The organism is Streptomyces sp. NPDC001068, from assembly GCF_042897315.1.
In the GTDB taxonomy this organism is placed as follows: Bacteria; Actinomycetota; Actinomycetes; order Streptomycetales; family Streptomycetaceae; genus Streptomyces.
This window is the reverse complement of sequence record NZ_JBIAYD010000006.1, coordinates 160,728-181,432: the sequence shown is the minus strand read 5'-3', so window position 1 is coordinate 181,432 and position 20,705 is coordinate 160,728. Positions and strand designations below refer to the sequence as shown.

The following is a 20,705-nucleotide window of genomic DNA, read 5'->3' as shown; positions in this document are numbered from 1 at the left end:
CTGGGCGCAGATGAAGGAGTCGTATGGCCGAGCGGACCACCACCCGTCGCCGCCAATTGGGGTCGACGATGCGCAAGTTGCGGGCACGCAAGGGGCTGACGCTTGAGGAGGCAGGCGGGCTGGTCGGCGTTTCCAAGGCCACGGTCAGCCGCTATGAGACGCAGGCGGGCCCCGTCAAGTGGATCGTTGTCGATGCCCTCTGCCGAGAGTACGGGGCAACTGATTCCGAGCGACTAGCCGTTGTCGCGCTGGCGAAAGACGCCAAGCAGCAAGGCTGGTGGAGTTCCTTCGCCGACTCCATCCCGGAGAGCATGAACCTGCTGCTCACCCTTGAGGACGAAGCGGTGAGCGAGAGCCACTTCTCCTGCGTCTACGTTCCCGGTCTTCTGCAGACCCGCGCATACTGCACGGCATTGCAGCGCGCCAACGAGGTCCCCCTGGAGTCCGGAGAGATCGAGCGGCTGGTCGACATCCGCATGAAGCGGCAGGACATCCTCAACCGATCCAGGCCGCCTCGGCTCTGGGCGATCCTGGACGAGTCCGTGATCCGCCGCATCGTCGGGTCACCGCAGATCATGAAGGAGCAGCTTGGCCGGCTCCTCGAAGCGAACGAGTCGCCCCACATCACGCTCCAGGTGCTGCCCTTCTCCAAGGGAGCCCACGCCGCCGCCCTGGGCAGCTTCGTCATGGTGGGCGGCGCCGAGCCGACCCTCGACGTGGTGTACGTCGACTTCCATACGGGCTCGCTGTTCCTTGAGAAGGACGAGGAGCTTCACCGGTACAGACTTGCGTTCGAGTACCTTCGCGCCCAAGCGTTGGACATGGAAGCTTCCTCGTCCATGATCGAACGCATTCGCAAGGAGCTGTAGATGTCCGCAGTCCGTGGAGTCGCCGAAGAGCCCAGATGGTTCAAGTCGTCCTACAGCGGGGGAAACGCAACCGAGTGCCTAGAGGCTGCGTTTGGTCCGGCCGCGGTGCTCATACGAGATTCCAAGCGGCCCGCCGGCCCCCGCCTGAGGATTTCGGCCCAGACGTGGGGCAGGTTTGTGACCGACGTCGTGACATGACCGCCCTACAGCTCCAGCCCAGTGATCACTCATCAGTTCTGTTGGCAACTGACCTGCCAGGTGCGAGAGTTGGCTGCGTCAGCTGAGGCGCCGGGGGGAGCGAGCGGGCGTGGTGCAGAGACGTCGGCAGGTCGTGCTGTGCGTGTGTGCCGTCGTACTCGCGGTCGTAGCAGTCCTGTATCCACGCAGCGCCGACGACGTCATAGCAGCCACTCAGTTCAGCATCGCCTTCTTCGCCACGTTGCTCACCGGCGAGGCCGTGATCTTCGCGCTCACCTTCTCCGCGGCAAGTTCGTGGCCTTCGTTACGGGCGATAGACGGCCATATCGCCTTCCGAGAGTGGGTGCTCATCGGCTGGGTCGCCGCCCTCTTCACCGCCTGCGGGTTACTGGGCGGCAACAGGGTGAGCGCCACCTATGGCGCGTTGCTGTTCCTGCTCGCCAACATCTTCGGGATCTTCTCCTTCATACAGCTCTTCGGGCTGGCCAGCGTCGGCGGCCGTAACCGGTTGCTGTGCCGGACGCTCGGTGAAGCGCTCGGTCACGCGGGAGCGGGCACCGGGCGTTCCGCTCATGAATTCCAGAACGGTCCGGTCGTCGACGCCTACCTCAGCGCCATCAGTCAGGCCGTGACCAGCAACGATCCGACCGCTGTCGGAAACCTCGTGGACCAGTTGGTCGACGCCGAGGTCGCGGCAGGGGCGGCCGAGACAGCGATCGCGCTCCATATCGACGTTCTGCACCGGCTCGCCCGGGCCGCCCTGGTCAGCGGAGCCGATCCCATCCAGGCGACCACCTGCGCCCACGACCTGGTCGACTCCGTCGTGCGGCTGTGCCGGACCCTGCCAGAGCCCGCTCCGGCACTCGGATCACTCAGCCGCTATCTGGCCTGGCTGGCCAACACCTCGCTCCTGATGTCGGTTCGGGGCGTCGCCTCCAATCGGTCCGCCCGCGAGTTGGTCGCCCTGAGCACCGACGCCCGGCTGAAGATCCTGCGGTGCGTCGACCCGGACCCGAAGTCGGCCACAGGCCCGGACGAACTCGGCACGCTGCTTCCGAAACCCCTCCAAGCCCTGCACTGGTCCAGCGAGTTCTGCGAGTTTCACGGTGCACATCAGGCTGGCGCCCTGTACGGCGTGTACGAGATCCTGACCGGAACCAAGTTCATGGGGAACTACTGGGACGGCGCGTCCATCCTCACCCAACTGCGTCTGTCGCTGTTCGGTGGGGAGGATGCCGTGGCCAGCGAGGCGGCGGACGCGACTCGTGCGGTGTTCGGCTGCGTGGGCGAGTACGACCACTTCTGGGCCCTCGCTTCGGTGACCGCGCTCGCCACCCTGCGGGACTGCCGCATCCCCCACCCCCCGGAGCTGGTCCGTCCCGAATTCACGCCCGACCACCAACTGCTGGGCGCCTACCTGCGTACGTTCGCCACTCACCGCTACTTCGCCACAGCCGCGCAGGCGCGTACGGCCCTGCTCACGCTTCTCTCCCGTACGGCTCCGGCCGGGTCGGCGAGTGAACGCGTACACCACGGCCGGGTCGGCCGCGCCTACCGTGTTCCCGCGCCTCACGTCGAGCCGCATCAGCGGCCCGCGGCGGTCATCCTCGCCGTAGCATGCCGCCTGGCTCCACTCGCGCCAGGTGAGGACGACACGGAGTTGCGTGACTTCCTCGCCGCGCTCCCTCCGGCCGGCCTGAAGGCGACCGCTGGTCTGGCCACGCGTGTGCTTCCTGGCGCGGCCGGGGAGAGCGAGCCGGTCGAAGCCATCGTCGTGGGGCTGAAGGTCCTGACCCTGGTCGGGGCGCACACCAGGGAGGGCGCATGACGGACCCGGTCATAGACGTGGCCGTCTGGCGCGAACGCATCGCCGCGCTCTCGTCTCGCGAGGTGACGGCCGTCGTGGTCGTGCAGTGCGGTCTGGCGTGGCTCCGGCCGGATCTCACAGACCTCCGCAACGAAGTCGATCAGGCAGTCCTGGGGGCCCAGTTACGTCGAGGCACCGGCCTCACTGTCGACCGTGTGATCCTGCACAACCTGCCCGCCGTGTCCGGGGCCGCCGCCAGGGCCTCCTCCGTCGACCGGGCGTTCGATGAGTGGCACCACCGGCTGGCCGCCGCCAGCCTTCTGGTCCGCCCGCCTGGCAGTCCGGCACCCAGGATCCACCGGCTGATCCTGAACGGCAGCCAGTCGTCCGCTCCCATCCCGGATATGGTCGAAGTGCTGGACAACGGCGACTGGACCGACCGCCAGCGGGCCGGGCTGGCGCTGGACATCATCCGTACCGTCGGCGCGACCACACCCCTCACTGGCTATGACATGGATCTGGACGGCCCCTTCGGCGACGCCGATCCCTCCGTCTACATGTGAGCGAGGTCGCGAGCCGCCCCGCCAGAAACTTGGAGACCAGGTGCCCTTCTCCCCCGAGACCCCCGAGGACCACGTCTTTCTCTCGCAGGCCATCGAAATCTCCCGCCATGCCCTGGAGGACGAGGGCAAGACTCCGTTCGGTGCCCTCGTCGTCATCGACGGCGAGGTCGTTGCCACCGGCACCAGTTCGGTCGTCGAACTCCGTGACCCGACGGCGCACGCCGAGGTGATGGCCCTCCGTGCCGCCGGCAGCAAGCTCGGCCGGCACCTCATGGAGGACGCCGTGATGTACTCCAGCAGCGAGCCGTGCCCCATGTGCCTGGTCGCCTGCTACTGGGCGCGCGTCCCGCGCCTCGTCTATGCCGCGACCAGCCATGACGTCGCGGTCAGCGGGTTCGAGGACCTCCAGTACTACCGGGAACTCAGCGTCCCGAACGCGGAGCGGACCCTGCTTCAGGAGACTTCGGTCGGCGGTGAGACGCGGGAGATCGCCTCTGCGGCTCTGGCCAGTTGGGCCGACAAGCTGCCCTTCCCCGTGGAACCCAAGCTCTGAAGTACCGGCTGGCCGGGGCTGTTGGATCCGGAGCGGCGAGGACCGAGCCAGTGCACAGCCGCCGACACACTCACCTCCCCCGCAACCCCCGATCCCCGAAGCCGATCAGCCACTCGAAGCTCTCGTCGATGTCCGCGGGCCACTGGAAGCCGTTGCCCGCCTGGAGCGTCGCGAAGCCGTGGACGAGGCTGCGGAGGGTGCGCAGGGCGTGGTCGGTGTCGGCTTCCGGGATGTCGTAGCCGCGCAGGACCGCCTTGAAGGAGTCGAGCAGGCGGCCGCCCGCCGTGGCCAACGGGTCGTCGGGGCCCGACGGTTGCGCGCCGATCGTCGCCGCGTAGCGGCCGGGGTGTTGCCGGACGAAGGTACGGAAGGCGCGCGCCGAGGCCGCCAGCGCGTCGCGGCCCGCGTAGCCCTGGATCGCGCCGCCGACCGCGTCGGCCGCCTCGTTCAGCGCGAGGATCGCGATGCGCCGGGTGAGGTCTTCCAGGCCGCCGACGTGCTTGTAGAGGGACGGGGTGCGCACGCCGACCCGTTCGGCCAGCAGGCCCATCGTCAGGTTGGCGAGGCCCACCTCGTCGGCGAGGGCGGCGCCGGCCGCGACCACGGTCGCCGGGTCCAGGCCGGCCCTAGCCACGGGCGGCGTCCGAGGGGAGGGACCGGAGGAAGGAGAGCATGAGGGATACCACCTGGTCGGGGAACTGGTCGTGCGGGTAGTGCCCGGCGCCCTCGATCATCTCAAGGCGGCCGAGTCCGGACGGCAGGGCGTCGACGATCGCGGATCCCTCGGCGTGCGGGTCGGTCCAGTCCGGGTCGAGCGTGCCCATCACGACCAGGGTCGGGCAGCGGACGTCGCCGAGGCGTGCGCCGGCGTCGGCGGGGGTGGTGCGGCCCATGGCCCGCAGGGCCTTCATGCGGCCCGGTTCGTCCAGCAGGGCGTCGACGCGGGCGAGGCGCTCGGTCCAGTCGGCGGGCCGGACGCCGGGGTAGGCCACCTCGAGGTAGGAGCGCCACAGCCGCGCGCTGCCGAACGCGCCGACGCCGATCAGCCGCAGCATGCCCTGCCGGAAGCGCCTGACCCGCAGGTCGCCGAGGCGTATCGACTGCTTGCGGGTGAACGGGGCCAGTTCGACGACGGCGGTGACGAGCGAAGGCTCCTGCGCCGCGGCGATGGTGGCGGCGCCGCCGGAGATCGAGTGACCGACGAGCACGGCCGGGCCGCCCAGCCGGCGGATCACGGCGAGCAGGTCGCCGGCGATGGCGGTGCGGCTCCAGTCGGACCAGTCGGTGCCGGACTCGCCGCAGCCGCGCAGGTCGACCGCGGCGACCCGGTGGCCCGCGGCGACCAGTCGGGGGATCACGGCGCGGTAGGCGGCCCGGCTGTCGCCCATGCCGTGGGCGAGCACGACCAACGGGCCGCTCCCCGTCACCTCGTAGGCGATCGTTCCGCCGTCGACGTCGAGGTACTCGGTCATGTCCTGACTCCCGTCCCGCTTGGCTAATGTCGTTAGCTAGAAGCTAATGTCATTAGCCGAACTTGTCAACGACGGGAGCGCACGCGGGTTCCATCGCCCACCCCCAGTTGTCCCGGAATCTCCAAACTCTCTACACCGAGCCGGAGTTGACTCGGCTTCGTGCGGGGCGCAATCATCGGCCTCCATGGCGGCGACGGTGAACCCCGCGCAGGTCGCGGAGCCGAGCGCATACCGGCCGGTCGATGAACCGATGTCCCGTCGCGCGCATCTCCCATTCCGCCATTGCCATTTGATCTTCCGAGGTCCGGGGACTTTCCATGAGCACAAGCAATCCCAGACGAAGCGATCCCAGACGTGGGAACGACGTGCCGATGCGCCGCCGTCCGGTCCTGCTGACCGCCGTCGCCGCGCTCGCCGTCGCGGGCGGGGCGGCGCTGCCGGCGCCGGCCCTCGCCAGCGGCACCGCCACCGGCGGCCCGGCCGGTCTGCAGGCCGACTTCACCACCGCCGCCGACGCCTACCACGTACCGCGTCAGGTGCTGCTGGCCGTGGGATACCAGGAGTCGGCCTGGGACACGCACGGCGGGCGGTACAGCACGGACGGCGGCTACGGGCCGATGCACCTGACGGACGTCACCCCGGCGATGATGGCCGGCGGCGACGCGGGCGCGGCCGGCCGCGGTGATCTGAAGCGGATGGCCGCCGATCCGGCGCTGCACACCCTCCAGGCCGCCGCGAAGCTGACCGGGCTGCCGGTGGCGCGACTGCGCACCGACCCGGCCGCCAACATCCGCGGCGGCGCGGCGCTGCTCGCCTCCTACCAGAAGGCCGCCACCGGATCCGTGTCCGCCGATCCCGGCGACTGGTACGCGGCCGTGGCCCGTTACAGCCAGGCCGGGCAGCGACAGGGCGCCTCGGCCTTCGCCGACCGCGTCTTCGCCACCGTCCGCAAGGGCGCCGCCCGCACCACGGCCGACGGCGCACGCGTGCGCCTGGCGGCCGACAGCGATGTCACCCCGGACACCGGCCAGTTGGCGGACCTGCACCTGAAGGCCGCGGTCACCGCCGACACGGAGTGCCCGGCCACCGTCGCCTGCACCTTCGTTCCGGCGGCGCCGTCCAACGGGCAGGTCTCCGACCGTCCCGCCAACGGCATCCGGATCGACAGCATCGTCATCCACGACACCGAGACCTCGTACGACGCGGCCGTCAGCCTCTTCCAGAAGGCGGGCGGTTCGGCCGCGCACTACGTCATGCGGTCCTCCGACGGCGCGGTGACCCAGATGGTGCCCACGAAGGACCTCGCCTTCCACGCGGGCAACTACTCCACCAACATGCACTCGATCGGCATCGAGCACGAGGGCTACGCCGCGCACGGCGGCACCTGGTACACCGAGGCGCAGTACGAGGCCACGGCCGACCTGGTGAAGTACCTCGCCGCGCGCTTCGGCATACCCCTGGACCGCGAGCACATCGTCGGCCACGACAACGTCGCCGGGCCGAACTCGTCGCTCGTCAGCGGGATGCACTGGGATCCGGGCCCGTCCTGGGACTGGAACCGCCTGATGAGCCTGGTCGGCGCGCACACCCGGCGGCACGGCGTCGGCCCGGTCGGCTCGGTGGTCACCATCGCCCCGCGGTTCGAGACGAACCTGCAGACCGTGCAGATCTGCCCCTCCGACGACCCGACCGGCGCGACCACCGCGTGCACGGAGACTCAGCAGCCGTCGGACTTCCTCTACCTGCGCACCGCGCCCAGCGACACCGCTCCCCTCTTCGGCGACCAGGCGCTGCACCCGGGTGCGGCCGGCACCGACCGGATCAACGACTGGGGCGCCATGGCGGCGGCCGGGCAGCAGTTCGTGGTCGCCGACAAGGACGGCGACTGGACCGCCGTCTGGTACGGCGGCTCGAAGGTGTGGTTCCACAACCCGCACGGCTGCAACACCGCGCCCGCCCACGGGGTGAAGGTGATCACGGCGGCCGGCACCTCGCCGGTGGCGGTGTACGGCTCCAGCTACCCGGACGCCGCCGAGTACCCGGCGGGCCTGTCGCCGTCCACGCAGGCCCCGCTGAGCATGTACACGGTGCCGGCCGGCCAGGCCTACGTGGCCACCGTGGCGCCGTCGCCCACGGACGACTTCTTCCCGTCCAGCGGCGCGGTCGTCACCGGCGCCAAGGCGATGTACACCATCCAGTACAACCACCGGGTCGGCCTCGTGTACGCGTCGGACGTCACGGCCACGGACGGCTGAGGCGCGCAGAAGGACCGAGACGGGGGACGGTGCGCCGAGCGCGTCCCGAACCGCACGTGGTGCCCAGGGGCCGACGGCTCCTGGGCACCGCCCGTTTCCGGTGAGGCATGCACATGCTGGGCCGCGGTGCCAGGATGAGTTCATGACGACGATCGACGGGGAAGTCGCGGCGGGGTTCGAGGGTGTGCGGGACGCGTTCCGTGCCGGGTTCGAGCGGCGGGGGGACGTCGGCGCGGCCGTGTGCGTGTACCGGGACGGGCGGCCCGTGGTGGATCTGTGGGGCGGGATCGCGGATCCGGGGACCGGGCGGGCGTGGCAGCGGGACACCCTGCAGCTGGTGTACTCCGCGACCAAGGGGGCCACCGCGACCGTCGCGCATCTGCTCGCGCAGCGCGGGGAGTTGGACCTGGACGCGCCCGTGGCCGACTACTGGCCCGAGTTCGGGGTGAACGGCAAGGCCGGGATCCCGGTGCGGTGGCTGCTGTCCCACCGGGCCGGGGTGGTCACGGTGGACCCGCCGGTGCCGTTGCGGGACGCGCTGGCGTGGGGGCCGATGGTGGACGCGCTCGCCGTCCAGCGGCCGCGGTGGGAGCCGGGGACCGCGCACGGCTATCACGGGCGGACCTTCGGATGGCTGGTCGGGGAGGTCGTACGGCGGGTCTCCGGGCGCACGCCCGGACGGTACTTCGCCGAGGAGGTCGCCGGACCGCTGGGCCTGGACTTCTACATCGGGCTGCCGGCCGCCGAGCGTGGACGGGTCAGCCGGATGGTGTACCCGAAGCCCGCGTTCGACCTGAGCACCGTACCGCTCGCGGCGGTCCCGCCCGAGGTTCGGGAGTTCGTGGCCGCGCTGCAGGATCCGGACTCGCTGAGCAACCGGGCGTTCGCCGTCACCGATCCGGCCGACATCGACTTCAACTCCGCCGAGGTGCAGGCCGCCGAGCTGCCCGCGTCGGGCGGGATCGGCACGGCGCGGGCGCTGGCGCGGATGTACGCCGCGCTGATCGGGGAGGTGGACGGGGTACGGCTGTTCACGCCCGGGACGCTCGCCTCGGCGACCGCGGAGCAGTCCGCCGGGGTGGACAGGGTGATCATGTTCCCGGTCCGGTTCGGCTCCGGGTACATGCTGCCGGTGGAGACGGCCCCGCTGACCGGTCCGCGCGCGTTCGGTCATCCCGGCCGCGGCGGATCGCTGGCCTTCGCCGACCCGGAGCACGGCATCGCCTTCGGCTACGTCATGAACAGCATCGTGGAAGGGGCGGAGGATCCGCGCGCGGCGGCGCTCGTCGACGCGGTGCGGGAGGCGCTGGCCCGGTGACGGTCCGGGCGTGGGGGGCGCGGGCCAGGTAGCGGTCCGGGCGTGGGAGGCGCCGGCCCGGTGACGGTCGCCGGCGCGGGAGGCTGTGGGCCGCCCCGGGAGCTCGCCTGAGAATTGTTTGAAACATTTTCCCGGGCCCACCGCATCAGTGAGGTGGAACGGCGGTGCGCCGGGAACGGGGGAGGTCTGCGGATGGGTCAGGGAGGCGGCGAGGACTTCGCCGAGTTCGCCGCGGGGCGGGCCGGACACCTGTACCGGTCCGCCTGTCTGCTCACCGCCGGGGACACCCATCTCGCGGAGGATCTGGTGCAGGAGGCCCTCGGGCGGATCTACCTCCGCTGGGGGCGTGTCTCCCGCGTCGGGAACCCGGCCGGATACGCGCAGACGGTCCTCACCCGGACCTTCCTCGCGCACCGGCGGCGGTTCAGCAGCAGTGAGCGGGCCAGGGACTCCTTTCCCGAACTCGCCGACACCGGTGCGGACCCCTCGCTGCGGCTGACCCTCCTCGACGCGCTCGCGCGGCTGCCCGCCAAGGACCGGGCCGTCGTCGTGCTGCGGTACTGGGAGGACCGGTCGGTGCACGAGACCGCGGACGCGCTCAACGTGAGTTCGGCCGCCGTCCGTACGCGGTGCGTACGCGCGCTCGCCCGGTTGCGGGAGCTGCTGGGCGAGGACCTCGCCGAGTACGCACGTTCCTGACACCAAGCGCATCAACCTCGTGGAAGCGGTGATTCGTCATGCCCATCGACCGACAGAACACGGAACAAACGGACTTCGAACGCCGGCTCTCCGACGCCCTGCACGACACCGGCGGCACCTTCGACACGGACCGGGGCGTCCTGGCCGCCGCCGGTACCGTCCGGGGGCGGCGGCTGCGGCGCCGACGGCGGGCCGCGGTACTGGGGGGCGCGGCCGGCGTCGCGCTGGTGGGGGTGGCGGGTGCGCTGGCCCTGCCGGACGGCGCCTCGTCCGGCCGCTACCCCGCCTCGGCCGCCGGGGTGGCGAAGCCGTCCGGCGTCGCGTCCTCCGCCGCCGCCGCGCCCGTCACCGCGGACCAGATGATCCGCACCCTCGAAAGGCTGCTGCCGAAGGGCAGGTTCAGCAACGCGGTGGGGCGGGGGGTGGACAGGAAGGAGCCGCTCGTGGCGCCGTACGCGCAGGTCGTGTACGACGACGGGCACGGTGCCGCCGCCGTCAGTGTCACGGTGAACCGGGTGGCACCGGGCGGGTACGACGCCCAGCAGGCCCTCCGGTGCCCCGACAAGGTCTACATCCCGTACGACAGTTGCGTCACCAGCCACCTGCCGGACGCCTCCGTCGTGACCGTCGTCAAGGGGTACGAGTATCCGGACCGGCGGGTGGACACCAAGCTCTGGACCGCCAACCTCGTCACGCCGGACGGCCATCACGTCGCGCTGAGCGAGTGGAACGCCGCCTCGGAGAAGGACTCACCCGTCAGCCGGGACCAACCTCCGCTGTCGGCAGCGCAGTTGAAGACGCTGGCGGCGGCGAGGGAGTGGCGCGGGGTGGTGGACACGATCCCGGCGGATCCCCGGCAGACCCAGGAACCGCCCATCCCCCAGGGTGACGGCAAGGCGCTCCGGCGGACACTCGTCTCGCTGATGCCGAAGGGGCTGAAGATCGTGGCGTACGGAGCCGACGACGACAGCCAGTTCACCTACCTCGTCGTGAACGACGGCAGGGGCAGGAGCCTCGTCCAGATCAACGTGCAGCCGGACATGTCCGATGTCGCGGGGGAGCTGTTCGGGGCCGGGTCCGAGACGCTCCCCGACGGGACCCGGGTCGCCGAGCACAAGGGACCCGGGGAGAAGGGCGGTGACGGTGTGGTCATGTGGACCGTCGACACCATGCGCGCCGACGGGTTCCGGGTGGTGATCAGCGCCTTCAACTCCGGGTCCCAGCAGACCGCCGCGACCCGCACCGCACCGGCGCTGACCATCAAGCAGCTGCGCGCCGTCGCGCTCAGCCCCAAGTGGAGGTCGTGACCGGGGTTGACACGGGTCGGCTCAGGTTCGATGGGTGCTGCCGCCACCGCGCTAGCCTCGGGAAACCAGGCAGAAGGTGACAGAAGGAGACAGGCATGGCCAGGGTTCCCAGTTCGGTGATCGCCGCGGGCGGGCTCGTCGGAGGGTACGGCGTGGCCCGGTGGACGAGGAAGCGGCCGCTGGGCGGAGCCGTCCTGGCCGTCGCGGGGGCCGCCGCCGCGCAGCAGTGGAACCGGCGGGCGGGCGGGAAGGCCGCCGGGGCGCTGTCCGTCGCGTACGTCGCCGCGTTCGCGGGGTCGCATCCGCTGGCCAAGAAGGTCGGCGCCTGGCCGTCCGTCCTCGGCGTGGCGGGCGCGGTGGCCCTGGCGTCCTGGGCGGTCGCCGACCGGCACGCCTGACCGGCACCACCCCCGCCGGCACCCCCGCCGGCACCCCCGCCGGAACCACGAGGAACCGCCAGGGACCGCCAGGGACTGCCAGGGACCGCCGGTAGACCGGCAGGACCGCCGGACACCGCCGAGAAACCGGCAGGCCATCGCCGGGAGGCGCAGGTGCCGGCGGTGGCGGTGAGCCGCTAGGTGGCGTCCGCGCCCCGGAAGGCGCGGCGGTAGGCCTGGGGGCTGGTGCCGACGACCCTGCGGAAGCGTTCCCGGAAGGCCGTAGGGGAGCCGAAGCCGGACTGGGCCGCGATGCGTTCGACGGGGTGCGCGGTGGTCTCCAGCAGGTGCTGCGCCCTGCGTACCCGTGCGCGGTGCAGCCACTGCAGCGGTGTCGTGCCGGTCTGGTCGCGGAAGCGCCGGTTGAGGGTGCGGGTGCTCATCCCGGCCCGGGCCGCCACCTCCTCCAGGGTCAGGTCGCGGTCGCAGTTGTCCTCCAGCCAGGCCAGCAGCGGCTCCAGGACGGCACCCGCGGGGGCCGGCGGCTGGTCGTGGACGATGAACTGGGCCTGACCGCCCTCCCGTTCCAGCGGCATGACCGACATCCGGGCGGTGTGCGCGGCGACCGCCGAACCGTAGTCCCTGCGGACCATGTGCAGGCACATGTCCATGGCCGCGGCCGCGCCGGCCGACGTCAGGAACTGGCCGTTGTCGACGTACAGGACGTTCGGGTCGACGTCGACGCGCGGGTGCCGCGCGGCCAGGCCGTCGGCCGCGGCCCAGTGCGTGGTGGCGCGCAGGCCGTCCAGGAGGCCGGTGGCCGCGAGGACGAAGGCCCCGACGCACACGGACGCGATGCGCGTGCCGTTCGCGGCCGCCGCGCACAGGGCGTCATCGACCTCGCCCGGCAGGACGTACGCGGTGTCCGCGACGCCCGGCACGATGATCGTGTCCGCCTCCGCCAGCGCGTCCAGCCCGTACGGCGCCCGCACCGTGAACGCGCCCCCGGCCGCGGTCACCTCGTCCGCCTGCCCGCACACCCGGACCCGGTACGCGTCCCGGCCGTCGGGCAGCCGGGCCCAGCCGAAGGTGTCGATCGGGATGGTGAAGTCGGACGGGATGACCTGGTCCAGGACGAGAACGGCGACGGTGTGCATGGCAGGAACGTAACCCTTCGACGGGTTGCGGCCAAGGTGCGGGCCCGCTTCCTGGGCGGGCGACGCACACGCTGGCGAGAATCCGTCGACCCATGGCAGTATCGCCGCTTCCGCAAGATCGACCGGCCGCCTACGGTCGAGGCCGTGACCAAGTTCCTCCTCGCCGTCCATGTCCTCGCGGCGATCGTCGCGATCGGCCCCGTGACCGTCGCCGCCAGCATGTTCCCGCCGGCCGCCCGGCGCGCCGTCGAGGCGCCCGACGACGTCCGGGCCGCCGGGACCCTCCGGCTGCTGCACCGGATATGCCAGGTGTACGCCCTCGTCGGCGTCGTCGTCCCGGTGTTCGGGGTCGCCACCGCGAGCAGCATGCACGTGCTGGGCAGCGCCTGGCTGATCACGTCGATGGCGCTCACCGCGCTCGCGGCCGTCGTCCTCGCCGTGCTGGTGCTGCCCCGGCAGAGCGCGCTGGTGGAGAGCGGTGGCGGGACCCGGGAGGCGACCGTCCGGCTCGCCATGTTCACGGGGATGTTCAACCTGCTCTGGGCCGCCGTGACGATTCTGATGATCGTACGACCGGGGTCGACGACCGGCGCCTGATCCGCCGTCTCCCCCTCCCCCGGGAGAGTGGCGGGTTTGCTCCACTCGTGGGTCCTGATCACGCGTTCGGCCGTATGCGGGCCGCTCGGGGCTTCTCTCCTCGGCCGGAGCCGACAGGATGGCCGGAGGATCACGCCATGGTGCGGGCGAACCGCGAGCGTCTGGAGACACACACCGGTGACCGTTCTCAACGACCCCGAGCCCTCCGCCGTCCCCCATTACGACAGCGAGGTGCCGCTGCGAGGCCGGCAGCCCGGCAACGTCGTGGTGAAGTGGCTGACGACCACCGACCACAAGACCATCGGAACGCTCTATCTGGTCACGTCGTTCGCTTTCTTCCTGATCGGCGGCGTGATGGCGCTGATCATGCGCGCCGAGCTCGCCCGCCCGGGTCTGCAGATCGTCTCGAACGAGCAGTTCAACCAGGCGTTCACGATGCACGGCACGGTGATGCTGCTGATGTTCGCGACGCCGTTGTTCGCCGGCTTCACGAACTGGATCATGCCGCTCCAGATCGGCGCGCCGGACGTCGCGTTCCCGCGGCTGAACATGTTCGCCTACTGGCTCTACCTGTTCGGCTCGTCCATCGCGGTGGCCGGCTTCATCACCCCGCAGGGCGCGGCCGACTTCGGCTGGTTCGCCTACTCGCCGCTGTCCGACGTGGTCCGCTCGCCGGGTCTCGGCGCCGACATGTGGATCATGGGGCTGGCCTTCTCCGGCTTCGGCACCATCCTCGGCGCGGTCAACTTCATCACCACGATCATCTGCATGCGCGCACCCGGCATGACGATGTTCCGGATGCCGATCTTCGTGTGGAACGTGCTGCTGACCGCGGTCCTGGTCCTCTTCGCCTTCCCGGTCCTCGCGGCCGCGCTGTTCGCGCTGGAGGCGGACCGCAAGTTCGGCGCGCACGTCTTCGACGCGGCCAACGGCGGAGCACTGCTGTGGCAGCACCTCTTCTGGTTCTTCGGCCACCCGGAGGTGTACATCATCGCACTGCCGTTCTTCGGCATCGTGACGGAGGTCCTGCCGGTCTTCTCCCGCAAGCCGGTCTTCGGCTACATGGGTCTGGTCGCCGCGACCATCGCGATCGCGGGCCTGTCGGTGACGGTGTGGGCGCACCACATGTACGTCACGGGAGGCGTCCTGCTGCCGTTCTTCTCCTTCATGACGTTCCTCATCGCGGTCCCGACCGGCGTGAAGTTCTTCAACTGGATCGGCACCATGTGGAAGGGCTCGGTGTCGTTCGAGACGCCCATGCTGTGGGCGACCGGCTTCCTCGTGACGTTCCTGTTCGGTGGTCTGACCGGTGTCATCCTGGCCTCGCCGCCGATGGACTTCCACGTCTCCGACTCGTACTTCGTGGTGGCCCACTTCCACTACGTGGTCTTCGGCACGGTCGTCTTCGCGATGTTCTCCGGTTTCCACTTCTGGTGGCCGAAGATGACGGGCAAGATGCTCGACGAGCGGCTCGGCAAGCTCACCTTCTGGACGCTGTTCATCGGCTTCCACGGCACGTTCCTGGTGCAGCACTGGCTGGGCGCCGAGGGCATGCCTCGCCGTTACGCCGACTACCTGGCGGCCGACGGCTTCACCATGCTGAACACGGTCTCGTCCATCGGTTCGTTCCTGCTCGGCCTGTCGATCCTGCCGTTCCTGTACAACGTGTGGAAGACGGCCAGGTACGGCAAGCCGGTCGGCGTCGACGACCCGTGGGGGTACGGCCGTTCACTGGAGTGGGCGACCTCCTGCCCGCCGCCGCGGCACAACTTCGTCACCCTGCCGCGGATCCGCAGCGAGTCCCCGGCGTTCGACCTGCACCACCCCGACGTCGCCCTCGCCGAGGCCGAGGCCCACGGCGCCCACTCATGACGGACTCGGGACACCGAGTGGGCGGCATGCCGCGGCGGGGATCCGGCCAGGACCTCGGCAACGAGGTGGAGGGATACCTGCTGTGGCGGGCCCGGATCGCGGAGGCCGAGCAGCGGGCGCGGGAGTTCACCCGCCCCATGGACTGGCTGACCACGTCCCAACGGGACGAGATCGAACGCCACTACGTCGGCGACAGCCTGCGGCGCGCCCGGCAGGACCTGGAGCGGATCGCCGCCCGGTCGGTGTCCCTGCGGGGCGAGTACGAGCGCCGGTACCGCGTGCTGCGGGCCCGCTGCGCGGGCTGGGCGCTGGCCGCGTGCGGGGGCGCCGCCTTCCTGGCGGCGGCGGTGTCACTGGGCCGCTGAGGGCCCCTTCGCGCCGGCCCGCGGGGCGGCCGTCAGCGGGGTGGCGATGTCCTCCAGGGACCGCCGCTCCGCGTTCACCGCGCACACCGCCGCCACCAGCCCCGCCGCGCACATCAGGCCCGCGCCGATCTGGAAGGCCAGCACCGTGTCGGCCACCTTCCCCGTCCCGGTCAGGTCGGCGAACAGGAGCGGGCCGCTGATGCCGCCGGCCGCCGTGCCCAGCGCGTAGAAGAACGCGATCGACATGGCCCTCGTCTCCATCGGGAAGATCTCGGACACCGTGAGATAGGCGCTGGACGCTCCCGCCGACGCGAAGAACAGCACCACGCACCAGCACGCGGTCAGCGTCCCCGCCGACAGCACACCCCGGTCGAACAGCCACGCCGTGGCGAACAGCAGCACGCCCGACAGCAGGTAGGTCGAGGAGATCATCACCCTCCGGCCCACCGTGTCGAAGAGCTTGCCCAGCAGCAGCGGGCCGAGGAAGTTGCCGACCGCGATGACCACGAAGTAGTAGCCCGTGTCGCCCGTCGGCACGTCGAAGAAGGTCGTGAGGATCGTCCCGAAACCGAAGGTGATCGCGTTGTAGAGGAACGCCTGGCCGATGAAGAGGGAGAACCCGAGGACGGCCCGGCGCCGGTAGTCCCGGAAGACCGTACGGGCGATCTCGGCGAACGTGACGGCGGAGCGCTGGTGGATGACCAGTTCGGTCTCCGGGTCGGCGAGCGGCTCCCCCTTCTCGGCCTCCACCCGGCGCTCGATCGAGGAGAGGATCTCCTCCGCCTCCCGCTCCCTGCCGTGGATCAGCAGCCAGCGCGGGCTCTCCGGGACGTTGCGCCGTACCAGGAGGATGACCAGGCCGAGGACCACGCCAAGCGCGAAGGTCAGGCGCCAGCCCACGTCCTTGGCCAGGAAGTCCGTGTTCAGCGCGACGATCGAGAGCAGCGAGCCGCCGACCGCGCCCACCCAGAAGCTGCCGTTGATGGCCAGGTCCACGCGGCCGCGGTAGGAGGCCGGGATGAGTTCGTCGATCGCGGAGTTGATCGCCGCGTACTCGCCGCCGATCCCGAAGCCGGTCAGGAAGCGGAAGACGAAGAACCACCAGGGGGCGAAGGAGACCGACGTCAGGGCGGTGGCGGCCAGGTAGACCACCAGAGTGATCATGAAGAGCTTCTTGCGGCCGTGGCGGTCGGTCAGGCGGCCCCAGAAGAGCGCTCCGACACAGGCACCGGCCACGTACAGCGCGGCCGCCAGACCGGTCACCTGGGACGACGAGATCGCCAGGCCGCTGCCCGGTTCGGACAGGCGGCTCGCGATGTTGCCGACGACCGTGACCTCCAGGCCGTCCAGGATCCAGACCGTGCCGAGGCCGATGACGATCGTCCAGTGCCAGCGCGACCAGGGCAGCCGGTCCAGGCGGGCCGGGATCCGGGTGGTGATCGTCCGGCCGCCGCCGGCGCCGCCGTCCGCCCCGTGCACGCCCACGTCCGCACCCGTAGTCATCCGCGCCTCCTCGACCGGGAAGGGAACCGAAACCACGGCCGAGTGCCCCGCCCCGGGCGGTCGAAGCGCCCTACGCGCCCAGCGCCCGCGACACCGTGAAGATCAGCACTCCGGCCAGCGACCCCACCACCGTGCCATTGATCCGGATGAACTGCAGATCACGCCCGATGTGCGCCTCGATCTTCCGGGTGGTGTGCTCGGCGTCCCAGCCCGCCACGGTGTCGGTGATCAGGGAGGTGATCTCCTTGCGGTAGGTGGACACGACGTGCACCGCCGCGCCCTCGACCCAGCTGTCGACCTTGTCCTGGATCCTGGTCTCGCTCGCCATCCGGGCGCCCAGGGAGATCAGGGAGGCGCGCACGCGCAGCCGCAGCTCGCTGCGCTCGTCCTCGGCCGCCGACACGATCATGGACCGTACGGCCGTCCAGGCGGACGCGATCAGGTCCTGCACCTCGCCCCGGCCGAGCACCTCGCCCTTGAGCCGCTCGACCCGGGCCCGGGTGTCGGTGTCGGACTGGAGGTCGTTCGCGAAGTCGGCCAGGAAGCGGTCGAGGGCGCCGCGCGCCGGGTGCGAGGGCATGTCCCGCATCTCGGTGCAGAAGCGCAGCAGCTCCTTGTAGACGCGCTCGCCGACCTTGCGGTCCACGAACCGGGGTGTCCAGCCGGGCGCCCCGCCCTGCACGGCGTCCATCACGGAGTCCGCGTGCAGTTCCAGCCAGTCGTGCGCCTTGCCGACGACCAGGTCCACGACCCTGCGGTGGCCGCCGTCGGCGACGACCCGGTCCAGCATCTTGCCGATGCCGGGGGCGATCTCCTGGGCGTCGGCCCGGCGGGTGATCGCCTCGCCGACCACGGCCTGCACGTCGGAGTCGCGCAGCACGGTCAGGGCGCCGCGCAGGGCGGTCGCCAGCTCCGCCGTCACCCGGTCGGCGTTCTTCGGCTCCGCCAGCCACGCGCCGAGCCGGCCGGCGATACCGACGGCGCGCAGCCGCTGCCGTACGACGTCCCGGGAGAGGAAGTTCTCGCCGACGAACTCGCCCAGCGAGACGCCCAGCTGGTCCTTCTTCGTCGGGATGATCGCGGTGTGCGGGATGGGCAGGCCGAGCGGGTGCCGGAACAGGGCGGTCACCGCGAACCAGTCGGCGAGCGCGCCGACCATGCCCGCCTCGGCGGCCGCGGCCACGTAGTCCGCCCAGGAGCCGGCGCCCGCGCCGGACGCCCACTTGGCCAGGGCGTACACCAGGGCGACGAGCAGCAGCAGGCCGGTCGCCGTGGTCTTCATGCGCCGCACCCCGCGCTGACGCTCCTCGTCGGCGGGCGTGAAGGCGTTCATGGACTTGTACGACGGGGTGCCACCCGCCGCGTCGTCCGCGCCTCCGCCCGCCCGGTCGCCCGCCCGGCCGTCGGCCCGACCGCCGCCGTCCGGCGTTTGCGTACGTTCCGCCATCTGCTCCACCCGTTCGCAGCCGGTCCCACCCTCATGGTGATCCCGCACATATTGTCCCTGCCCGACCTACTCCTGGAACGGAACAGGAGTTCCCACCGTCTTGCTCTTCGGAAAAGTCCGGCAGGCCCGCGCGGCGGGACACTGCCCGTCATTCGAGGAGAACTGAACACGCATGTCCCGGCGTCACCACGGTTACGCCCTGCTCAGCGCGGTCGTCGCGCTGATCGTGGCCCTGTCCGCCGCCCTCTACGCCGGCGTCGCCGCCGGCGGAACGTCCCGGAGCGCCGCCGTCACCGGCGGCGGCCGCCACCACGGTGTCTCGGCGGCACCCGTCTCCGCCGGCACCTGGGTCGGCGCCTGGTCGGCGTCACCGGTGGGCGGTGAACCGGGCACCGAGACGCGGGGGCTGGCGGGCCGCTCGGTGCGCAACGTGGTGCACACCACCGCGTCCGGCACCGGTGCCCGGATCACGCTCTCCAACCTGTACGGCCAGTCGGCGCTCACCGTCACCCACGCGTCCATCGCCCTCGCGGCGGGCCACGGCACGGCGGCGGCCGACGCCGGGACGCTGCGGCCGCTCACCTTCGGCGGCTCCGGGTCGGTCGTGATCCCGGCGGGCGGGCAGGCGGTCAGCGACGCGGTGGCGATCCGGGTGCGGCGGGACACGGACGTGCTGGTCACGACGTACTCCCCGACGCCGTCCGGGCCGGTGACCTACCACCCGCGGGCCCGTCAGGTGTCCTACGTCGCGGACGGCGACCGTACGCAGGACGCGGGCGCGGACGCGTACACCGGGCAGACCCCGTACTGGCGGTATCTGACCGCGCTGGACGTGCTGAGCGACGACTCCGCCGGCACGGTGGTGGTGTTCGGGGACTCGCTGACCGACGGGATCACCTCGACGGTGGGGGCGAACCGGCGCTGGCCGGACGTGCTCGCGGGGCGCCTGCGGCGGGCCGTGGCGGGGGGCTCCGGGGTGCCGCGCTACAGCGTCGTCAACGAGGGGATCAGCGGCAACCAGGTCCTCGCGGACGGGCTGGGGCGACCGGCGGAGAACGAGAGCGGGGTCGGGCGCTTCGACCGTGACGTGCTGTCCCGTCCGAACGTCCGGGTCGTCGTCATCGACCTCGGGATAAACGACATCCTGCGCAACCGGCGGCTCGCCGACCCGGACGCGGTCGTCGCGGGGCTGCGCACGCTGGTCCGCGCGGCGCACGCGCGCGGGCTGAGGGTGGTGGGGGCGACACTGATGCCGTTCCAGGGCCACATGGGCTGGTCACCGGCCAAGGAAACGGTTCGCCAGGAGATCAACGCGCGGATCCGGGCAGGGCGGGTGTACGACGCGGTGGCCGACTTCGACAGGGCGTTGCGGGACCCGTACGCACCGGACCGCCTCCGCCCCTACTACGACTCCGGCGACCACCTCCACCCGAACGACAGCGGCTTCGCGCACATGGCCGACACGTTCACCCTGACCGACCTCGAGGGCGCCGGCACGACGGAACTGTGATCCACGGCCCTGTGGTCCTCCGCGGGCCGACGGGAGCCGCTCGCGCGGTTCCCCGCGCCCCCGGGCGGGGTGTGCCAGCCGGGGTTCAGTGGTGGCCGTGCCGTCGGCGGTCGCGTTCCTCGCGGCGTTGTTCCCGCCACTCGTGGCGGGCCGCGTGGAGTTCGTGGCGGGCGGAGCGCCGGTCCAGTTTCTCCTGGCGGCGCGCCTCCTTGAGGCGCTCGCGTTCCGCCTTGGTGACCTTGTGTTCCACCTGGACGCCGCCCCAGAAGGCGAAGCCCGTCACGACGACCCGCGGCGCGGCCGGGTCCGGCGGGGTGCCCTCCTCGCGGTGGTCGAAGCCGCCCATGATGCCGATGCCGCGCATCACGACCTCGACGCCCGGCGGTACGGTCACGCTCACCCCGCCCATGATCGCCACGCAGTTGATCTCGATCTCGTGGTCCGCGAAGTTCGCCTCGCGCAGGTCGATGTCGCCGCCGCCCCAGAACGCGAGGCAGTTGAAGCGCTTGGGCGCGGTCCAGCGGCCCTTGCGCTGGAAGCCGGACATCACGGCCACCGCCCAGGAGGACGAGCCGTCGCCGCCCACCATCCGGGCACCCCAACCGCCGCTGTCCACCGGGGGCTTGCGCAGGGACACCGCGGGCGGCGCGGCGGCCGGCAGGTCCCTCGTGATCGGCGTCAGCTCGCCGTACGTACGGGCCTTGTACGTCGCCTCCAGCCGCTCCTCGAACTCCTCCATGTCGAGCCGCCCTTCCGCGAGGGCGTCCCTGAGGATCTCGGCGACTCGTTCGCGATCGGCGTCGGAGGCGCGCAGCTCCGGGGCATCGTCGGTCATG

Annotated in this window: 20 protein-coding genes; 14 read left to right on the top strand and 6 right to left on the bottom strand. The window is 71.3% G+C overall.

Going from position 1 to position 20,705, the window contains the following annotated elements; all coding sequences use genetic code 11:
- The first annotated feature begins 23 nt into the window (after positions 1–23).
- The 5 genes from ACFY3I_RS18455 to ACFY3I_RS18435 all read left to right on the top strand — a co-directional run bounded on the left by ACFY3I_RS18455 (position 24) and on the right by ACFY3I_RS18435 (position 3,990).
- Entirely contained in the window at positions 24–869 is an 846-nt protein-coding gene (locus ACFY3I_RS18455) for a helix-turn-helix domain-containing protein (protein ID WP_390861484.1), read from the top strand.
- Positions 870–1,067 carry a DUF397 domain-containing protein gene (locus ACFY3I_RS18450; RefSeq protein WP_390861483.1) on the top strand — a complete coding sequence of 66 codons (198 nt, stop codon included), beginning with the start codon at positions 870–872 and terminating at the stop codon, positions 1,065–1,067.
- Positions 1,068–1,176: 109 nt separating this feature from the next.
- Positions 1,177–2,895: a hypothetical protein gene (locus ACFY3I_RS18445; RefSeq protein ID WP_390861482.1), complete on the top strand. Its 1,719-nt coding sequence runs from the start codon at positions 1,177–1,179 to the stop codon at positions 2,893–2,895.
- Positions 2,892–3,437 carry a hypothetical protein gene (locus tag ACFY3I_RS18440; protein ID WP_390861481.1) on the top strand — a complete coding sequence of 182 codons (546 nt, stop codon included), beginning with the start codon at positions 2,892–2,894 and terminating at the stop codon, positions 3,435–3,437. The genes ACFY3I_RS18445 and ACFY3I_RS18440 overlap by 4 nt, the downstream gene beginning before the upstream one ends.
- 40 nt (positions 3,438–3,477) lie before the next feature.
- Complete coding sequence (locus ACFY3I_RS18435) at positions 3,478–3,990, top strand: nucleoside deaminase (protein ID WP_390861480.1); 513 nt, start codon at positions 3,478–3,480, stop codon at positions 3,988–3,990.
- A gap of 70 nt (positions 3,991–4,060) precedes the next feature.
- Here the strand turns inward: ACFY3I_RS18435 and ACFY3I_RS18430 are convergent, their stop codons facing one another.
- Positions 4,061–4,594, bottom strand: a complete 534-nt coding sequence (locus tag ACFY3I_RS18430; RefSeq protein ID WP_390861772.1) for a WHG domain-containing protein — start codon at positions 4,592–4,594, stop codon at positions 4,061–4,063.
- Positions 4,595–4,616: 22 nt separating this feature from the next.
- Positions 4,617–5,462 (bottom strand): alpha/beta fold hydrolase, encoded by an 846-nt coding sequence (locus tag ACFY3I_RS18425; RefSeq protein ID WP_390861479.1) that lies wholly within the window; start codon positions 5,460–5,462, stop codon positions 4,617–4,619.
- Positions 5,463–5,833: 371 nt separating this feature from the next.
- Here ACFY3I_RS18425 and ACFY3I_RS18420 point away from each other — a divergent pair, with 371 nt between their 5' ends.
- The 5 genes from ACFY3I_RS18420 to ACFY3I_RS18400 all read left to right on the top strand — a co-directional run bounded on the left by ACFY3I_RS18420 (position 5,834) and on the right by ACFY3I_RS18400 (position 11,439).
- Entirely contained in the window at positions 5,834–7,717 is a 1,884-nt protein-coding gene (locus ACFY3I_RS18420; protein WP_390861478.1) for an N-acetylmuramoyl-L-alanine amidase, read from the top strand.
- Positions 7,718–7,859: 142 nt separating this feature from the next.
- Positions 7,860–9,035 carry a serine hydrolase domain-containing protein gene (locus tag ACFY3I_RS18415; RefSeq protein ID WP_390861477.1) on the top strand — a complete coding sequence of 392 codons (1,176 nt, stop codon included), beginning with the start codon at positions 7,860–7,862 and terminating at the stop codon, positions 9,033–9,035.
- A gap of 192 nt (positions 9,036–9,227) precedes the next feature.
- Positions 9,228–9,734: a SigE family RNA polymerase sigma factor gene (locus ACFY3I_RS18410; RefSeq protein WP_365293145.1), complete on the top strand. Its 507-nt coding sequence runs from the start codon at positions 9,228–9,230 to the stop codon at positions 9,732–9,734.
- Positions 9,735–9,772: 38 nt separating this feature from the next.
- A complete protein-coding gene (locus ACFY3I_RS18405; RefSeq protein WP_390861476.1) occupies positions 9,773–11,041 on the top strand; it encodes a hypothetical protein in 1,269 nt (422 codons plus the stop codon).
- A 95-nt stretch (positions 11,042–11,136) separates the two neighbouring features.
- Positions 11,137–11,439 carry a hypothetical protein gene (locus tag ACFY3I_RS18400; protein ID WP_390861475.1) on the top strand — a complete coding sequence of 101 codons (303 nt, stop codon included), beginning with the start codon at positions 11,137–11,139 and terminating at the stop codon, positions 11,437–11,439.
- A gap of 176 nt (positions 11,440–11,615) precedes the next feature.
- On the opposite strand, the gene ACFY3I_RS18395 is transcribed toward ACFY3I_RS18400, so the two are convergent.
- On the bottom strand, positions 11,616–12,575 hold the full coding sequence (locus tag ACFY3I_RS18395) for a GlxA family transcriptional regulator (RefSeq protein WP_390861474.1): 960 nt from the start codon (positions 12,573–12,575) through the stop codon (positions 11,616–11,618).
- Between the two features lie 144 nt (positions 12,576–12,719).
- Between ACFY3I_RS18395 and ACFY3I_RS18390 the strand changes: the two genes are divergently transcribed.
- From ACFY3I_RS18390 to ACFY3I_RS18380, 3 genes are all read left to right on the top strand, one after another.
- Positions 12,720–13,172 carry a hypothetical protein gene (locus ACFY3I_RS18390; RefSeq protein WP_390861473.1) on the top strand — a complete coding sequence of 151 codons (453 nt, stop codon included), beginning with the start codon at positions 12,720–12,722 and terminating at the stop codon, positions 13,170–13,172.
- Between the two features lie 177 nt (positions 13,173–13,349).
- On the top strand, positions 13,350–15,044 hold the full coding sequence (ctaD, locus tag ACFY3I_RS18385) for a cytochrome c oxidase subunit I (protein WP_390861472.1): 1,695 nt from the start codon (positions 13,350–13,352) through the stop codon (positions 15,042–15,044).
- Positions 15,041–15,409: a cytochrome C oxidase subunit I gene (locus tag ACFY3I_RS18380; protein ID WP_390861471.1), complete on the top strand. Its 369-nt coding sequence runs from the start codon at positions 15,041–15,043 to the stop codon at positions 15,407–15,409. Before ctaD ends, ACFY3I_RS18380 begins: the two co-directional genes overlap by 4 nt.
- Here the strand turns inward: ACFY3I_RS18380 and ACFY3I_RS18375 are convergent.
- Positions 15,395–16,912, bottom strand: coding sequence for an MFS transporter (locus tag ACFY3I_RS18375; RefSeq protein ID WP_390861470.1), 1,518 nt, complete (start codon positions 16,910–16,912; stop codon positions 15,395–15,397). The two genes, ACFY3I_RS18380 and ACFY3I_RS18375, sit on opposite strands and share 15 nt — an antisense overlap.
- A 70-nt stretch (positions 16,913–16,982) precedes the next feature.
- Entirely contained in the window at positions 16,983–18,245 is a 1,263-nt protein-coding gene (locus tag ACFY3I_RS18370) for a DUF445 domain-containing protein (RefSeq protein WP_365293218.1), read from the bottom strand.
- A gap of 286 nt (positions 18,246–18,531) precedes the next feature.
- On the opposite strand from ACFY3I_RS18370, the gene ACFY3I_RS18365 reads away from it, so the two are divergent.
- Positions 18,532–19,869 (top strand): SGNH/GDSL hydrolase family protein, encoded by a 1,338-nt coding sequence (locus tag ACFY3I_RS18365; RefSeq protein WP_390861469.1) that lies wholly within the window; start codon positions 18,532–18,534, stop codon positions 19,867–19,869.
- An 85-nt stretch (positions 19,870–19,954) separates the two neighbouring features.
- On the opposite strand, the gene ACFY3I_RS18360 is transcribed toward ACFY3I_RS18365, so the two are convergent.
- Entirely contained in the window at positions 19,955–20,704 is a 750-nt protein-coding gene (locus ACFY3I_RS18360; protein WP_390861468.1) for a DUF1707 domain-containing protein, read from the bottom strand.
- Position 20,705: the final 1 nt, after the last annotated feature.

Bases quoted from the DNA above. Each gene is read 5' to 3' on its own strand.
- ACFY3I_RS18455 (WP_390861484.1), top strand. From the start codon at position 24: ATGGCCGAGCGGACCACCACCCGTCGCCGCCAATTGGGGTCGACGATG.
- ACFY3I_RS18450 (WP_390861483.1), top strand. From the start codon at position 870: ATGTCCGCAGTCCGTGGAGTCGCCGAAGAGCCCAGATGGTTCAAGTCG.
- ACFY3I_RS18440 (WP_390861481.1), top strand. From the start codon at position 2,892: ATGACGGACCCGGTCATAGACGTGGCCGTCTGGCGCGAACGCATCGCC.
- ACFY3I_RS18425 (WP_390861479.1), bottom strand. From the start codon at position 5,462: ATGACCGAGTACCTCGACGTCGACGGCGGAACGATCGCCTACGAGGTG.
- ACFY3I_RS18420 (WP_390861478.1), top strand. From the start codon at position 5,834: ATGCGCCGCCGTCCGGTCCTGCTGACCGCCGTCGCCGCGCTCGCCGTC.
- ACFY3I_RS18415 (WP_390861477.1), top strand. From the start codon at position 7,860: ATGACGACGATCGACGGGGAAGTCGCGGCGGGGTTCGAGGGTGTGCGG.
- ACFY3I_RS18410 (WP_365293145.1), top strand. From the start codon at position 9,228: ATGGGTCAGGGAGGCGGCGAGGACTTCGCCGAGTTCGCCGCGGGGCGG.
- ACFY3I_RS18405 (WP_390861476.1), top strand. From the start codon at position 9,773: ATGCCCATCGACCGACAGAACACGGAACAAACGGACTTCGAACGCCGG.
- ACFY3I_RS18400 (WP_390861475.1), top strand. From the start codon at position 11,137: ATGGCCAGGGTTCCCAGTTCGGTGATCGCCGCGGGCGGGCTCGTCGGA.
- ACFY3I_RS18395 (WP_390861474.1), bottom strand. From the start codon at position 12,575: ATGCACACCGTCGCCGTTCTCGTCCTGGACCAGGTCATCCCGTCCGAC.
- ACFY3I_RS18380 (WP_390861471.1), top strand. From the start codon at position 15,041: ATGACGGACTCGGGACACCGAGTGGGCGGCATGCCGCGGCGGGGATCC.
- ACFY3I_RS18375 (WP_390861470.1), bottom strand. From the start codon at position 16,912: ATGACTACGGGTGCGGACGTGGGCGTGCACGGGGCGGACGGCGGCGCC.
- ACFY3I_RS18370 (WP_365293218.1), bottom strand. From the start codon at position 18,245: ATGAACGCCTTCACGCCCGCCGACGAGGAGCGTCAGCGCGGGGTGCGG.
- ACFY3I_RS18365 (WP_390861469.1), top strand. From the start codon at position 18,532: ATGTCCCGGCGTCACCACGGTTACGCCCTGCTCAGCGCGGTCGTCGCG.
- ACFY3I_RS18360 (WP_390861468.1), bottom strand. From the start codon at position 20,704: ATGACCGACGATGCCCCGGAGCTGCGCGCCTCCGACGCCGATCGCGAA.